Source organism: Oryzobacter telluris (assembly GCF_043099285.1).
Taxonomy (GTDB): domain Bacteria; phylum Actinomycetota; class Actinomycetes; order Actinomycetales; family Dermatophilaceae; genus Oryzobacter; species Oryzobacter telluris.
In genome coordinates, this window is sequence record NZ_CP170723.1 from 1,309,093 (window position 1) to 1,323,803 (window position 14,711).

The window sequence follows — 14,711 nt, forward strand, 5'->3', positions numbered from 1 at the left end:
GCCGGGTCAGCCGGCGGTCGGCTCGCGCAGGTCGTGCCAGGCGACGCCGAGCTCGCGCAGCAGGTCACGCAGCAGCGGCAGCGAGACGCCCACGACGTTGTGCGGGTCGCCCTCGATGCCGCTGACGTAGGGGCCGCCCAGCCCGTCGAGGGTGAACGCCCCGGCGACCCGCAGCGGCTCACCGGTGGCGACGTAGGCCTCGACCTCGGCGTCGCTGAGGTCGGCGAAGTGGACGGTGGTCGTGGCCGTGCCGCCGACCATCCCGCCGGTGCCGCCGTCCTCGGGCTCGCGGGTGTCGACGAGCCAGTGGCCCGTGTGGAGGACGCCGCTGCGGCCGCGCATCCGGTGCCAGCGGGCGGTGGCCTCGGCCGCGTCGGCGGGCTTGCCGTGCACGTCGCCGTCGAGCTCGAGCACCGAGTCGCAGCCGAGGACGAGCGGGCCGTCCTCGTCGTCGTCCTCGAGGGCGGTGACGACGGCCTCGGCCTTGGCGCGGGCGAGCAGGAGGGCGACGTCGGCGGCCTCGAGCGTCCCGTGGACCGCCTCGGCCGCCGCGACCGCGGCGTCCTCGTCGACGTCGGAGACGCGCACCCGCGGCTCGACGCCGGCGCTGCGGAGGGTGGCGAGGCGGGCGGGGGAGGCGGAGGCGAGGAGCAGCGTCGGGGGAGCGTCGGTCACGCGGACCACCGTAGCCTCGCCCTCGTGGAGACCCTCGACCGGCGGCAGCTCACCCTGGCCACCCTCGACCGCCAGCTCCTCCTGCGGCGGCACGACCTCGGGGTCGAGGAGGCCGTGACGCACCTCGTCGGCCTCCAGGCACAGGAGCCGCTCGAGCCGTACACCGGGCTGTGGTCGCGCCTCGCCGGGTTCGACCCGCTGAGCCTGGTGGCGGGCCTGGAGGACCGCACCCTCGTGCGCACGCTGACGATGCGTCGCACCCTGCACCTCCACACCGCCGCCGACTGCCTCGCCCTGCGCCCGGCGCACCAGGGGATGCTCCTGACGAAGATGCTCGGCATCCACCGGCGCACCCTCGAGGGCGTCGACCTCGACGCGCTCACCGCCCTCGCCACACCGCTGTTCGCCGCCGAGCCCCGCACCGGCACCGACGTCGCCCGCGAGGTCGGGGTGCGCTGGCCGCACGTCGAGGCCCGCTGGCTCGGCGACGCCCTCACCTGCCTCGTGCCGCTCGTCCAGGTGCCGCCGCGCGGAGTGTGGGGGAGGACGGCACCGGCCCGGCTCACGACCGTGGGGGCCTGGCTCGGCGAGGAGCCCGCGTCGCCGCCCGACGTCCTCGCCTCGATGGTCGTCCGCTACCTGCGCGCGTTCGGTCCCGCCTCGAGCTCGGACCTGCGCGCGTGGTGCGGCGTGCCGGGCCTGCCCGCCGTGGTCAAGGAGCTGCGGCCCACACTCGTGTCGTACCGCGACGAGTCGGGGCGCGAGCTGCTCGACGTCGCCGACGGCACGCTGCCGATGGAGGACGCCGAGGTGCCGGTGCGCTTCCTCCCGGCGTTCGACAACACCGTCCTCGGCTACGACGACCGGCGCCGCGTCATCGACGACGAGCACCGGGGGCTGTCGGTCTCGGGCGCGCGGTTCGTCCTCGTCGACGGGCGCGTGGCGGCCGTGTGGGTGCCCAGGAGGCCCGTCGCCGACGGGCCGGTGACGGTGGGCATCGAGCTGCTGCGGGCGCTGACGCCCAGCGAGGCCGACGCCGTGGTGGAGGAGGGGAGGGCCCTGGCGGCGTTCCTCGCCGACGGCACCCCCGGCGACGTCGAGGTCGCCACCGCCTGAGGAGCGACCCTCAGCCCAGGACCTCGTCGACGTAGCACCAGCGCCACGCCTCGCCGGGCTCGAGGCTGCGCATCACGGGGTGGCCGGACTCGCGGAAGTGCGCCGAGGCGTGCTTGCCCTCGGAGGAGTCGCAGCACCCCACCGCGCCGCAGTGCGCGCAGACCCGCAGGTGCACCCAGCGCATCCCCTCGGCCAGGCACGTCGGACACCCCTCGGCGGTCTTCGGCGGGACGGGCTTCTCGGTGGCGGTGAGGTGCTCGCAGCCGCTCGCGATGCGGTCGGGCGGGCGCAGCGGCGACTCGCGCAGCACCGCGCTGCGGGTGGCCGCCCAGCCGAGCGCGGTCTCCTCGGCGTCGAGCTGGCCGAGGATGGAGGTGAGCACCGCGTGGTCGACCTGGCCGGCGTCGCGGATGCGCAGCAGCTCGGAGCGCTCCTCGCGGATCATCGAGGTGCGCAGGCGGGCCTGGGCCTCGCTCGGGGTCTCGTCGTCGGTGGGGCCGAGGGCGCCCAGGCGCTCCCAGGCGCGGTTGACGCGGGCGGTCGCCTGCGTCTGGAGCAGCCCGATGACGACGGGGTCGGCCTCCGGGTCGCCCTCGACGAGGCGCAGCCCGGCGCCCGTCGTCGCGCCGAGCACCGTCGCCTCCTGGAGGGCGTCCTCGCGGGGGTCGGGGCCGCGGACGTCGAGGGCGCGCGCGAGCACGGGCAGCGTCATGCCCTGCAGCACGAGGGTGCCCACGGTGACCACGAGGGCGATGACGAGCAGCTCGGCCCGCAGCGGTGTCTCCTCGGGCAGGGTGAGGGCGGCGGCCAGCGTGACCACCCCGCGCATCCCGGCCCAGGAGCCGACGACCGAGCCGCGCAGCCGCATCCGTCGCACCTCGGGGTCGGTGCGCTGCAGGGCGAGGTAGACCAGCGCCTGGCCGATCATCCACACGGGGCGCAGGAGCAGGCAGGTGCCGAGCACCGCGAGCCCGACGAGCAGGGTGCGGCCGAGGTTCTCGGTGCCGACGTCGGAGAGCAGCGAGGAGATCTGCAGGCCGATGAGGAGGAAGACCGCGTTCTCGAGGACGAAGGTGATGCTCGACCAGTTGACCCGCTCGGACAGCCGCGACGGCGCGCTCTGGATGGCCGTGGCCCGGTGGGCGAGGAGCAGCGCGGCCGTGACGACGGCGAGGACGCCGGACGCGCCCACCTGCTCGGCGGGGACGTAGGCGAGGTAGGGGGCGACGAACGACAGGGCCGTGTCGGCGGGGACCTCGGTGAGCCGGCGTCGCAGCGTGCCGACGAGGAGGAACGCGACGACCCCGATCGCCACGCCGCCGAGGGAGGCGACGACGAGGTCCAGGCCCACCGACATCACGGTGACGTCGGCGGGGCCGCTGTCGTGCGAGCCGGCTCCGTGGGCGGCCAGCCCGGCCGCGGCGAGGGCGGTGCGCAGCGCGACGAGGGCGGTGGCGTCGTTGAGGAGCGACTCACCCTCGAGGATCGTCGTGATGTTGCGCGGCAGGCCGATCCGGCGCGCGACCGCGGTGGCGGCCACGGCATCCGGTGGGGAGACGATGGCGCCCAGCGCGACCGCGAGGGCGAACGGGATGGGCAGCAGCAGCCACGCGACCAGGCCGACGCCCAGCGCGGTGAACAGCACCAGCCCCACCGACAGGCTGAGGATCTTCGCGCGGAAGGTCCGGATGTCGATGAGCGAGGTCGACAGCGCCGCCGCGTAGAGCAGCGGCGGCAGCAGCCCGAGGAGGACCACCTCGCTGGACAGCCGCACCTCCGGCACGGCCGGGACGAACGACAGCACGGCGCCCGCCGCCAGCAGGGCGAGCGGGGCGGGCAGCGGCAGCGGGGCCGCCACCCGGCTCACCAGGATGACGACGAGGACGACGGCCACGAGCAGCAGGGCGATCTCCACGAGAGGATCCTGCCTCGTCGATCGCCTCGCGGGCGAGGGGTGTCCGCTGTCAGCCGAGCACGGCCTCGCGCAGCACGTCGAGACCGACCGACCCGACGTCGAGGGCGCGACGGTGGAAGTCCTTGAGCGAGAACGCGTCTCCCTCTCGGGCGGCCACCTCGTCGCGCAGCTGGAGCCAGAGCCGCTCGCCGATCTTGTAGCTGGGCGCCTGGCCCGGCCAGCCGAGGTAGCGGTTGAGCTCGAAGCGGAGCATCTCCTCGCCCTGGTTGGCGTGGGAGTCGAGGAAGGCCCAGGCCTTGTCGTAGTCCCACGCGCCGCCGCCGACCTCGGCCGGGGCCTCGAAGCCGCAGTGGACGCCGATGTCGAGGACGACGCGGGCCGCCCGCAGCGACTGGCCGTCGAGGAGGCCGAGGTAGTCGCCCGGGTCGTCCATGTAGCCGAGCTCGGCCATGAGGCGCTCGGCGTACAGGGCCCAGCCCTCGCCGTGACCGCTGGTCCAGCACATCATCCGGCGCCACTTGTTGAGCAGCTCGCGGCGGTACACGGTCTGGGCGACCTGGAGGTGGTGGCCCGGGACGCCCTCGTGGTAGACGGTGGTGAGCTCGCGCCAGGTGCCGAACTCGGTGACGCCCTTGGGGACCGACCACCACATGCGCCCGGGGCGCGCGAAGTCGTCGCTGGGGCCGGTGTAGTAGATGCCGCCGGTCTGGGTGGGGGCGATGCGGGCCTCGATGGTGCGCACGGGGCCGGGGATGTCGAAGTGGGTGTCGGCGAAGTTCTCGATGACCTCGTCGGCCTTGCCCTGCATCCACTCGCGCAGGGCGTCGGTGCCGTGCAGGACGTAGCGGGGGTCCTGGTCGAGCTGCGCGATGGCCTCCTTGACCGACGCGCCGGGCAGGATGCGCTCGGCCGTGGCACGCATGTCGGCCTCGATGCGGGCGAGCTCCTCCTGGCCCCAGGCGTAGGTCTCCTCGAGGTCGACCTTCGCGCCGAGGAACTGGCGCGAGGCGAGCTCGTAGCGCTCGCGGCCGGCGGCGTCGGACTCGGGCGCGCGGTCGAGGAGGTCCTCGCGCAGGCGGGCGCCGGTGTCGCGGTACGCCTGGGCGGCGGCCTCGACGCCGCGGCGCAGGTCGGCGGCGACGGCGTCGTCGAGCGGGGCGTCACCGGCGCGGGCGCCCTCGAGGAAGGAGGCGAAGAAGCCGTCGGCGGCCGTGAGGTCGTCGCACTGCTTGACGCACTCGACCACCTGGCGGCGCGGGGTGACCAGGCCGCGGTCGGCCGACTCGCGCAGGGTGTCGGCGTACTGCCCGAGCGCCCGCGGGATCTTCGACAGGCGGGCGGCGATGGTGGCCCACTGGTCCTGCGTGTCGGTGGGCATGAGGTCGAGGACGTCGCGCACGCCCTGGAGCGGCGACGCGAGGACGTTGAGCTCCATCCGGTCGTAGCCGGCCTCGTGGGTCTCCAGGACGAGACCGAGCCGCTCGCGCATCGCGGCGACGGTGACGCGGTCGACGTCGTCGACCGGCTCGGCGGTGTCGAGGCGGGCGAGGGTGTCGCGGGCGATCTGCGCGTGGTGGGCGTACCCGTCCGGCGACAGGTCGTCGAGGTCGTCGTCGCGACCCGGGACGCCGAGGTACGTGGCCTCGATCGGGCTGGCCTCGACGACGGCGGCGAAGTGGGCGTCGGCGACGGCGTCGACGGCGGTGGGCTGGCGGTTCACGGCGGTCTCGGTCACGGGTCGGGACGCTACCCGAGGGCTCCGACGTGGCGCCCCCGGGTTTCCGGCCGTGTCGGCGAGGTCGCCTAGCCTTCGGGGATGGACGCGCGAGTGAGGTCGGTCAACGTGGGCAGGCCGCGCGCCGGCATCGAGCCCAGGGGGCGCGACACGGCCATCGACAAGCGGCCGGTCGCGACGGTGGAGGTGCGCGACCCGGGTCCCAGGAAGGGTGGCCTGGGCAGTGGTGTCGTCGGCGACGACGTGGTCTCGCGCAAGCACCACGGCGGCTCGCGGCAGGCGGTGTACGCCGTCGCCCGCGAGGAGCTGGACTGGTGGGGCGGCGAGCTCGGCCGCGACCTCGCCGACGGCGGGTTCGGCGAGAACCTCACCACCGAGGGCCTCGACGTCGACGGCGCCCTCATCGGGGAGCGGTGGTCCGTGGGATCCGCCGTCCTCGAGGTGGCCGGGCCCCGGATCCCCTGCGCGACGTTCGCGGCCTGGATGGGGGAGCGCGGCTGGGTTCGGCGGTTCACCGAGCGCGGGCGCACCGGCGCCTACCTCGCTGTCGTCGAGCCCGGCACCATCACCGGCGGGGACGCGGTCGAGGTGGTCTCCCGGCCGACCCACGGCATCACCGTTCCGGACGCCTTCCGCGCCTTCACCGGTGACCTCGAGCAGGCGCGGCGCGTCCTCGACGCCCACGTCCTCGGCGACGTCGACCACGCCGACCTCGAGCGCAGGCTCGCCCGACGGACCCCGCCCTCCTGACGTCGGCGCGTCAGGGGCGCAGGGTGGTGCGCCACGCGCCGGGGCCGTGGGGCACCGGGGTGCGCAGCACGGCAGCGCGCGACGCCCAGCTCGACCCGGGGCGCTGCCCGTCCGAGCCGTCACCGCCGGCGGACGCGGCCGTGAGCACGGCGACGACCGCCGCGACCTCCTCGGGCGTGGCGTCGCCGAGCACCCGGATCTCCGGCGTCTGGGCGGGGCTCGTGGCGTCGGACATCAGAGGGGAATGTTCCCGTGCTTCTTCGGCGGCAGGGTCTCGCGCTTGGTGCGCAGCGCCCGCAGCGCCTTGGTGACGTTCATCCGCGTGTTCGACGGCGTGATGACGGTGTCGATGTACCCGCGCTCGGCCGCGACGTACGGGTTGGCGAGGGCGTCCTCGTACTGCTGGATGAAGCCGGCGCGCGCCTCCTCCACCGAGTCGCCGCGCTCGGCGGCCGCGGCGATCTCCTTGCGGTAGAGGATGTTGACCGCTCCCTGCGCGCCCATGACCGCGATCTGGGCCGTGGGCCAGGCGAGGTTGATGTCGGCGCCGAGGTGCTTGGAGCCCATGACGTCGTACGCACCGCCGTAGGCCTTGCGGGTGATGACCGTGACGAGCGGGACGGTGGCCTCGGCGTAGGCGTAGATGAGCTTCGCGCCGCGCCGGATGATGCCGTCCCACTCCTGGTCGGTGCCGGGCAGGAAGCCGGGGACGTCGACGAACGTGAGGATCGGGACGTTGAACGCGTCGCAGGTGCGCACGAAGCGCGCGGCCTTCTCGGAGGCGTCGATGTCGAGGGTGCCGGCCAGCTGCATCGGGTTGTTCGCGACGATGCCGACGGCCCGTCCCTCGACCCGGCCGAACCCGACGACCAGGTTCGGCGCGAACAGCGGCTGCACCTCGAGGAACTCGCCCTCGTCGAGGACCGACTCGAGCACGACGTGCATGTCGTAGGGCACGTTCGGGCTGTCGGGAATGAGCGTGTCGAGCACGCGGTCGTCGTCGGTGACCTCGAGGTCGTTCTCGCCGCCGAAGACGGGGGCGTCCTCCATGTTGTTGCTCGGCAGGTAGGACAGCAGCGCCTTGACGTACTCGATGGCGTCGTCCTCGTCGGTGCCCATGTAGTGCGCGACCCCGGACTTGGTGTTGTGGGTGCGCGCCCCGCCGAGCTCCTCCATGCCCACGTCCTCGCCGGTGACGGTCTTGATGACGTCGGGGCCGGTGATGAACATGTGCGAGGTCTGGTCGACCATCACGGTGAAGTCGGTGACCGCGGGGGAGTAGACGGCCCCGCCGGCGCACGGACCCATGACGAGCGAGATCTGCGGGATGACGCCGGACGCGTGGACGTTGCGGCGGAAGATCTCGCCGTACAGGCCGAGCGAGACCACGCCCTCCTGGATGCGCGCCCCGCCGGAGTCGTTGAGGCCGATGACGGGGCAGCCGACCTTCATCGCGAAGTCCATGACCTTGCAGATCTTCTCGCCGAAGACCTCCCCCAGCGAGCCGCCGAACACCGTGAAGTCCTGCGCGAACACCGCCACCGTGCGCCCGTCGACGGTGCCGTAGCCGGTGACGACGCCGTCGCCGTAGGGGCGGTTCGCGTCCTGGCCGAAGGCGACCGAGCGGTGCCGGGCGTACTTGTCCATCTCGACGAACGAGCCCTCGTCGAGCAGCAGCTCGAGGCGCTCGCGGGCCGTCTTCTTCCCCCGCGCGTGCTGCTTCTGAACCGCCCGCTCCGACCCCGCGTTGGCGACCTCCGCGACCCGTCGCTTGAGGTCGGCCAGCTTGCCGGCCGTCGTCGTGGTGTCGATGTCCGCGGGGACGTCGGTGCCGCCCATGGTGTGGGTGTCGCTCGTGGACATGTCGCGAGCCTAGCCTTGCGGGCGTGAGCCAGAACCCTCGAAACCTGCCGCTGGACGCGGCGTTCGTCACACCCGGAGAGCCCTGGCAGGAGGTCGAGGTGCTCGACCGGGTGGACTCCACGAACGACGAGGTCCGGCGTGCGCCGACCCCCTGGCGGGTCGTCGTCGCGGAGCACCAGGACGCCGGCCGCGGCCGCCTGGGGCGCACCTGGACGACCACCCCCGGCACCGCGCTGGCGGTCTCCGTCCTCGTCCCGCCGCCGGCCTCGGGGCCGTCGTGGGTGCCCCTGCTCACCGGGTTGGCCGTGCGCCACGCGGTCGAGGAGGTCGCGGGCCTGGCGACGAGCCTGAAGTGGCCCAACGACGTCCTCGTCCCCGCCGACGGCGACCGCAAGCTCGCGGGCATCCTGTGCGAGTGGTCGCCGGAGGGCGTCGTGGTCGGCACCGGCCTCAACGTCGACACCGCCCGCGAGGACCTGCCGCTCGACACCGCCACCTCGCTGCGCGCCGCCGGTGCCCCCGACGTCGACCGTGCCACCCTGCTCACCGCCTACCTGCGCCACCTCGCGCGCCTCCTGCGCGACGACACCGGACCGGGTGGGGAGGTCCGTGCCGAGTACGTGCGGGCGTGCGGCACGATCGGCCGCGAGGTCGAGGTCCACGAACCTGGTGGCCGGGTCCGTTCCGGAACGGCGACAGGGGTCGACGATGACGGCAGACTGACCGTGCGGACGGCGGCCGGCAGCACCGTCGCCGTGTCCGCCGGAGACGTCGTCCACGTCAGGTCGCGCTGAGAGGAGCCGGATGCCCGCCGCCGAGCACCCCGAGCACCCGGAGACCACCGAGGACCTCGCCGGCCGCGCCGAGCGCGCCCTCCTCGGGCGCCCGGCGTCGATGGGCCGTCGGGAGGTCTCCGAGGGAGCCGGGGTCGAGCCGGCCACCGCGCGCCGCTTCTGGCACGCCATGGGGTTCCAGAACGTCGAGGACGACGACGCGATGTTCACCGAGGCCGACCTGCAGGCCCTCAAGCGCGTCGCGACCCTCATCCACGACGGCCAGGTCACCGAGGAGCTGGCCCTGGGGATGACCCGTGCCTTCGCCCGCACCTCCGACCGGCTCGCCGTGTGGCAGACCCAGCTCGTCGCCGAGTCGCTGACCTCGCCGTTCTCCGAGGAGCTCGAGGGGCGCGACAGCAGGTCGGCGCCCGAGCCCCGCATCGCCGCCGACGCCGCGACCCTGCTCGCCGACATCGCCGACGACATCGAGCCGCTGCTCGTCTACGTCTGGCGCCGCCACCTCACCAACGCCATCGCCCGCATGCTCGCCGACGCCGACCCCGCCGTGCGCCAGGACCCCTCGGCCCCCTACCGCGTCGTCGGGTTCGCCGACCTCGTCTCCTTCACCAGCTTCGTGCGCCGGATGAGCGAGCGGCAGCTCGCGCGCCTGGTGCAGCGCTTCGAGCTGCTGGCGAGCGACGTCATCACCGAGCACGGGGGGCGCGTCATCAAGACGGTGGGGGACGAGGTGCTCTTCGTGCACAAGGAGGTTGCGGGCGCCGCCGCCATCGCCCTCGACCTCGTCGACGCCATGGCCGAGGACGAGCTCCTCCCTCCCGTGCGGGTCGGTCTGGCCCACGGCCGGGTGGTCTCCCGGCTCGGCGACGTCTTCGGCCTCACGGTCAACAAGGCGAGCCGGATCACCGCCGTGACGCCGTCGGGGAAGGTCTACGTCGACGACGACATGGCCCGTGGCCTGGGCGAGGTGTCGGGGTTCACGGCGACCGAACAACGCCGTCGGATGCTGCGCGGCATCGGCGTCCTCACGCTGCACGAACTGCAAAGAGCGCCCGGAGGGCGTGGTCAAGCCTCACGCACCGACCCCGCGTGACTACGATCGAGCGCATGACCAAGGTGCTGCTGGCGGAGGACGATCCCGCGATCTCCGACCCGCTCGCCCGCGCGCTACGGCGCGAGGGCTATGACGTCGACGTCTGCACGGACGGCGAGTCGGCCCTGGAGCAGGCGCTCCAGAACCCCGACCTCCTCGTGCTCGACCTCGGACTTCCCAAGATGGACGGTCTGGAGGTGTGCCGCCGGCTGCGGCAGGAGGGCAGCACGGTCCCGGTCCTCGTCCTCACCGCGCGCGCCGACGAGGTCGACACGGTCGTCGGCCTCGACGCCGGTGCCGACGACTACGTCACCAAGCCGTTCCGCCTCGCCGAGCTCCTGGCCCGCGCGCGGGCGCTGCTGCGGCGCGGCATCGTCGAGAACGCCCCACCGGAGGCCCTGGTCCGGATCGACCCCGAGGGCCGTCGCGTGTTCCTGCGCGGCCAGGAGGTCCAGCTCACGGGCAAGGAGTTCGAGCTGCTCAAGGTGCTCGTCGCCAACGACGGCAAGGTCGTCTCCCGCGAGAAGCTGATGCGCGACGTCTGGGACTCCGCCTGGTACGGCTCCACCAAGACGCTCGACATGCACATCTCGGTGCTGCGCAAGAAGCTCGGTGACGACGCGGCCCACCCCAGCTACATCACGACCATCCGCGGTGTCGGCTTCCGCTTCGACGCCCCGGAGGAGTGAGGGTGCGTCGCGTCCTCGTCCTCACGGCCGCCCAGGCGGTCGGCATCACCTCGGTCCTCGTCGGCGGGGTCGTCGCGGGCCTGCTGCTCTGGCCCGGTGACCCCCTCGCGTCCCTCGCCGGTGACGCCGACTCCCTCGACGGCACGCCGCCCACGCCGCTCGTCATCGCGGCGCTCCTCGGAGCCGTCGTCGCGGCGTCGGTGATCTCGCTCGGCGTCGCGAAGTTCGTCGCCGACAAGCGGGCCGACCTCGTCTCCGGGCTGCTCGCCACCCTCGGGGAGCGCGCCGACCGCGGGTCGGCCGACCCCAAGCCCGTCCCGATGAAGTCCGGCATCGTCGAGATCGACCGGCTCGACCTCGCCCTGGCCCGGGGCTCGCAGCAGAGCGCCAAGCGCCTGGCCTCCGAGCGCGACTTCGCCGCCGACGCCTCACACCAGCTGCGCACGCCCCTCACCGCGCTGCTCATGCGCCTGGAGGAGATCGCCGCCACCGACGACCCCGAGGTCGTCGCCGAGGAGGCGACCATCGCCATCGGCCAGGTCGAGCGGCTGAGCAAGGTCGTCGACGACCTCATGAGCCGCACCCGCAGCGGCGTCGACACCAACCCCGCGGTCTCCCTCGACTCCGTCCTCGCCTCCCTCCAGCGCGAGTGGCAGCCGGCCTTCGCCGGGGCCCGCCGCAGCGTGAAGATCAGCGGCGAGCGCGGCGTCCAGGTGCGCGCCACCCCGGTGGCGCTCGGCCAGATCCTCACCACGCTGCTGGAGAACTCGCTCGCCTACGGTCGCGGGACGGTCGAGATCGCGGCCCGTCGCGCCGGCCCCTCGGTCGTCATCGAGGTCACCGACGAGGGTGACGGCGTCGCGCCGGCCCTCGCGCCGCACATCTTCGAGCGGTCGGTGTCGTCGACGGGCAGCGGGCTGGGCCTGTCGCTGGCCCGTGACCTCGCGGAGGCCGCCGGAGGCCGCCTCGAGCTGGTGCGCGCCAAGCCGCCGCTCTTCGCGCTCTTCCTCTCCGCCGCCAGCTGAGGGCGCCCGCCGTGGGACGCCGGCTCTGGTGGTTCGGGATCGTCATGGGCGCCCTGCTCGTCGCCTTCGGCGTCGCCGAGACGGTGCGGGTGCTCACCAGCGGCGACGGCGGGCTGGCGTTCTGGTTCGGGTCGCTGGTGGGGGGTGGCGCGTGCGTGCTCGCGGGCACCCTTCTCGCCACGCGGCACCGGCGGCCGTCGCTGTGGCTCACCGTCGTCGGGTGCGTCGCCGGCGCCCTGGGGACGGCGTGGACCCTGGTGGTCCCGTTCCTGCTCCTCACCCTGGTCGCGCTGCGGCTGAGCGAGAAGCGGCCGCCGGCGATCCTGCGGTCCGAGGGTCAGGACTAGAGCGGCTCGAGCGAGAAGACGAACTTGCGGTAGGCCCAGAAGCGGAAGAGCGTCCCGAGGCCGATGCCAACGATCGTCGCCACGTTGTCGGCCAGGCGTGACTCGTAGCCCAGGCCGTAGTGCGAGACGAACAGGGTGATCGCCGCGATGCCGAGGGCGACGATGTTGACACCGAAGAACAGGGCGACCTCGTGATGCGCCGGGCGGCTGCGGCGGTGCCGGAAGGTCCACTGCCGGTTGCCGATCCACGCCACCAGGGTCGCGACGGCGCCGGAGATCAGCTTGGCCGTGGTGACCTTGTCGGCGAGCACGGTGTGCCAGAGCACGTTGGCCAGGCCGAGGTCGACGACGAACGCGAGCGCCCCGACGACCCCGAACTTGATGACCTCGCGGTACAGCACGCCGATGGCGCCGCGCATCCGCTCGACGAGGTGGCCGACGCCACGCGTCGTCGGGGGAGGGGCGGCGGTGGGCACCCGCAGAGCCTACAAGTGCACGGTCGGTATCCTCGCCGCGTGACCACACCACGTCGCGCCCCGGGCGGCTTCCCCGTCGTCGGCATCGTCGGAGGCGGTCAGCTCGCCCGGATGTGCGCCGGCCCGGCCGCCGAGCTGGGCATCACCCTCAGCGTCCTCGCCGAGGCGGAGGACGCCAGCGCGGCCCTCGTCGTCCCGAGCTCGCCGGTGGGGGAGCACACCGACGCGCAGGCCGTCCTGGCCTTCGCCCGCCAGTGCGACGTCGTCACCTTCGACCACGAGCACGTGCCGGCCGACGTCCTCGACCTCCTCGTGGCTGAGGGCGTCGAGCTGCACCCGCGGCCGGCCGCGCTGCGCTTCGCCCAGGACAAGCTGGCGATGCGGGAGCGGCTCACCGACCTCGGCATCCCGTGCCCGCGCTGGGCCCGGGCCGCGACCGCGTCCGACGTCACCGCCTTCGGGTCCGAGGTCGGCTGGCCCGTCGTGGCCAAGACGCCCCGCGGCGGCTACGACGGCAAGGGCGTGCGGGTGGTCGGCTCGGCCGACGAGCTCGCCGACTGGCTCGAGCGCGCCGCCACCGACGGCACGGGCCTCCTCCTCGAGGAGCGGGTGCCGTTCCGCCGCGAGCTGGCGGTGCTCGTGGCCCGCAGCCCGTCCGGGCAGGCCACGGCCTGGCCGGTCGTGGAGACCGTGCAGACCGACGGCATCTGCACCGAGGTCCTCGCGCCCGCCCCCGACCTCGACCCGGGCCTGGCGGCCGCCGCCGTGCACGCGGGCCTGCGGGTCGCGGGCGAGCTGGACGTCACCGGCGTGCTGGCCGTCGAGCTGTTCGAGGTCGAGGGCCCCGACGGCACTCCCTCCTTCGTCGTCAACGAGCTGGCGATGCGCCCGCACAACTCGGGCCACTGGTCGATGGACGGCGCCGTGACCGGGCAGTTCGAGCAGCACGTGCGCGCCGTCCTCGACCTCCCGCTCGGCTCGCCGCGGCCGCTGGCCCGGTGGACGGTGATGGCCAACGTCCTCGGTGGCGACTACCCCGAGCTGTACCCCACCTACCGGCACGTCATGGCGCGCGACCCCGAGGCCAAGGTGCACCTGTACGGCAAGGGCGTGCGCCCGGGCCGCAAGATCGGACACGTCAACGTCTCCGGCGACGACCTCGAGGACCTGCGCGAGCGGGCGGGGCACGCCGCGGACTACATCCAGGGAGTGGTGACCGAGTGAGTGCACAACCGGTGGTCGGCGTCGTCATGGGGTCCGACTCGGACTGGCCCGTGATGGAGGCGGCGGTGGGCGCGCTCGACGAGCTCGGTGTCGCCTGCGAGGTGGACGTCGTCTCCGCGCACCGCATGCCCGAGGAGATGGTCGAGTACGGCCGCAGCGCGGAGGAGCGGGGGCTGCGCGTCATCATCGCCGGGGCCGGTGGCGCCGCGCACCTGCCGGGGATGCTCGCGTCGGTGACCTCGCTGCCCGTCATCGGGGTGCCCGTGCCGCTGACGTACCTCGACGGGATGGACTCGCTGCTGTCGATCGTCCAGATGCCCGCGGGCGTCCCGGTCGCCACGGTTTCCGTGGGCGGGGCCCGCAACGCGGGGCTGCTGGCCGCCCGCATCCTCGGGGCCGGGGAGGGCGAGGAGGCGACTCGGCTGCGCGCCGCGCTCGCCGACTTCCGCTCCGCACTGCGCGACGAGGCGCACGCGAAGGGCGCGCGGCTGCGCTCCCGCCGATCGCCGGGCTGAGCCCGAGCGGCCCTAGCGGGCCATGCCCTCGCTGCGGACCTTGGGCCACTCGATCTTCGGGCAGGTGTCCATGACGACGTCGAGCCCGGCGGCGCGCGCCCGCTCGGCCGCGTCCTCGTCGACGACCCCGAGCTGCATCCAGATGGCGTCGATCTGGAGGCGGTCCTTGTTGCGGATGGCGTCGTCGACGACGGCGCCGACGTGCTCGGAGTTCACGAAGCAGTCGACGACCTTGATGTCCTGGTCGGGCACGTCGTCGAGCGAGGCGTACCCCTGCTGCCCGTGGACCTTCTCGGCCGTGGGGTGCACCGGGATGATCGGTCGGCTCAGCTCGTAGTGCATCCACTTGGAGACGCGGTACGCGGCGCGCTCGGTGTTCGACGACAGGCCGACGACGATCCAGACCCCCGGGTCCATGAGGAGCTCGCGGACCAGGTCGGGGTCGTTCATGTGGTGGTGGTGGGCCATGTCCTCATCATGCCCCGCAGGGGCAG

General features: G+C 73.8%; 16 protein-coding genes. 9 read left to right on the top strand and 7 right to left on the bottom strand.

Translation table 11 applies throughout. The annotated features are described in order from the left end of the window. Positions 1 to 6 precede the first annotated feature (6 nt). Complete coding sequence (locus ACFLFB_RS05945) at positions 7 to 675, bottom strand: Maf family protein (RefSeq protein WP_392544788.1); 669 nt, start codon at positions 673 to 675, stop codon at positions 7 to 9. Positions 676 to 699: 24 nt separating this feature from the next. Here ACFLFB_RS05945 and ACFLFB_RS05950 point away from each other — a divergent pair, with 24 nt between their 5' ends. Then, on the top strand, positions 700 to 1,791 hold the full coding sequence (locus ACFLFB_RS05950) for a winged helix DNA-binding domain-containing protein (RefSeq protein ID WP_392544789.1): 1,092 nt from the start codon (positions 700 to 702) through the stop codon (positions 1,789 to 1,791). Positions 1,792 to 1,801: 10 nt separating this feature from the next. Here the strand turns inward: ACFLFB_RS05950 and ACFLFB_RS05955 are convergent, their stop codons facing one another. Then, positions 1,802 to 3,706: a cation:proton antiporter gene (locus ACFLFB_RS05955; protein ID WP_392544790.1), complete on the bottom strand. Its 1,905-nt coding sequence runs from the start codon at positions 3,704 to 3,706 to the stop codon at positions 1,802 to 1,804. A gap of 49 nt (positions 3,707 to 3,755) precedes the next feature. Beyond that, the gene (locus ACFLFB_RS05960) at positions 3,756 to 5,441 is read right to left on the bottom strand and encodes a DUF885 domain-containing protein (protein ID WP_392544791.1); all 1,686 of its coding nucleotides are present in this window, start codon (positions 5,439 to 5,441) and stop codon (positions 3,756 to 3,758) included. Positions 5,442 to 5,522: 81 nt separating this feature from the next. On the opposite strand from ACFLFB_RS05960, the gene ACFLFB_RS05965 reads away from it, so the two are divergent. Continuing rightward, positions 5,523 to 6,191 carry an MOSC domain-containing protein gene (locus ACFLFB_RS05965; protein WP_392544792.1) on the top strand — a complete coding sequence of 223 codons (669 nt, stop codon included), beginning with the start codon at positions 5,523 to 5,525 and terminating at the stop codon, positions 6,189 to 6,191. Between the two features lie 10 nt (positions 6,192 to 6,201). Here ACFLFB_RS05965 and ACFLFB_RS05970 read toward each other — a convergent pair whose 3' ends face one another. Both ACFLFB_RS05970 and ACFLFB_RS05975 read right to left on the bottom strand, forming a co-directional pair. Further along, positions 6,202 to 6,426, bottom strand: coding sequence for an acyl-CoA carboxylase epsilon subunit (locus ACFLFB_RS05970; RefSeq protein ID WP_392544793.1), 225 nt, complete (start codon positions 6,424 to 6,426; stop codon positions 6,202 to 6,204). Further along, positions 6,426 to 8,054, bottom strand: a complete 1,629-nt coding sequence (locus ACFLFB_RS05975) for an acyl-CoA carboxylase subunit beta (protein ID WP_392544794.1) — start codon at positions 8,052 to 8,054, stop codon at positions 6,426 to 6,428. Before ACFLFB_RS05975 ends, ACFLFB_RS05970 begins: the two co-directional genes overlap by 1 nt. A gap of 23 nt (positions 8,055 to 8,077) precedes the next feature. Between ACFLFB_RS05975 and ACFLFB_RS05980 the strand changes: the two genes are divergently transcribed. The 5 genes from ACFLFB_RS05980 to ACFLFB_RS06000 are packed head-to-tail and all read left to right on the top strand — an operon-like array spanning position 8,078 to position 12,002. Next, the gene (locus tag ACFLFB_RS05980) at positions 8,078 to 8,848 is read left to right on the top strand and encodes a biotin--[acetyl-CoA-carboxylase] ligase (protein ID WP_392544795.1); all 771 of its coding nucleotides are present in this window, start codon (positions 8,078 to 8,080) and stop codon (positions 8,846 to 8,848) included. 10 nt (positions 8,849 to 8,858) lie between these two features. Beyond that, a complete protein-coding gene (locus ACFLFB_RS05985) occupies positions 8,859 to 9,941 on the top strand; it encodes an adenylate/guanylate cyclase domain-containing protein (RefSeq protein ID WP_392544796.1) in 1,083 nt (360 codons plus the stop codon). A 14-nt stretch (positions 9,942 to 9,955) separates the two neighbouring features. After that, on the top strand, positions 9,956 to 10,630 hold the full coding sequence (locus ACFLFB_RS05990) for a response regulator transcription factor (RefSeq protein WP_392544797.1): 675 nt from the start codon (positions 9,956 to 9,958) through the stop codon (positions 10,628 to 10,630). 2 nt (positions 10,631 to 10,632) lie between these two features. Next, a complete protein-coding gene (locus tag ACFLFB_RS05995) occupies positions 10,633 to 11,655 on the top strand; it encodes a sensor histidine kinase (RefSeq protein ID WP_392544798.1) in 1,023 nt (340 codons plus the stop codon). A gap of 11 nt (positions 11,656 to 11,666) precedes the next feature. Then, on the top strand, positions 11,667 to 12,002 hold the full coding sequence (locus tag ACFLFB_RS06000) for a hypothetical protein (RefSeq protein ID WP_392544799.1): 336 nt from the start codon (positions 11,667 to 11,669) through the stop codon (positions 12,000 to 12,002). Here ACFLFB_RS06000 and ACFLFB_RS06005 read toward each other — a convergent pair. Continuing rightward, positions 11,999 to 12,478, bottom strand: a complete 480-nt coding sequence (locus ACFLFB_RS06005) for a GtrA family protein (protein WP_392544800.1) — start codon at positions 12,476 to 12,478, stop codon at positions 11,999 to 12,001. The genes ACFLFB_RS06000 and ACFLFB_RS06005 overlap by 4 nt on opposite strands. A 39-nt stretch (positions 12,479 to 12,517) precedes the next feature. Between ACFLFB_RS06005 and ACFLFB_RS06010 the strand changes: the two genes are divergently transcribed. Together ACFLFB_RS06010 and purE are read left to right on the top strand one after the other, a co-directional pair. Next, positions 12,518 to 13,702 carry a 5-(carboxyamino)imidazole ribonucleotide synthase gene (locus ACFLFB_RS06010; protein WP_392544801.1) on the top strand — a complete coding sequence of 395 codons (1,185 nt, stop codon included), beginning with the start codon at positions 12,518 to 12,520 and terminating at the stop codon, positions 13,700 to 13,702. Between the two features lie 26 nt (positions 13,703 to 13,728). Then, entirely contained in the window at positions 13,729 to 14,217 is a 489-nt protein-coding gene (purE, locus tag ACFLFB_RS06015; RefSeq protein ID WP_392545389.1) for a 5-(carboxyamino)imidazole ribonucleotide mutase, read from the top strand. Between the two features lie 12 nt (positions 14,218 to 14,229). Here the strand turns inward: purE and ACFLFB_RS06020 are convergent, their stop codons facing one another. Further along, on the bottom strand, positions 14,230 to 14,685 hold the full coding sequence (locus ACFLFB_RS06020; RefSeq protein WP_392544802.1) for a CoA-binding protein: 456 nt from the start codon (positions 14,683 to 14,685) through the stop codon (positions 14,230 to 14,232). Between the last annotated feature and the right edge of the window lie 26 nt (positions 14,686 to 14,711).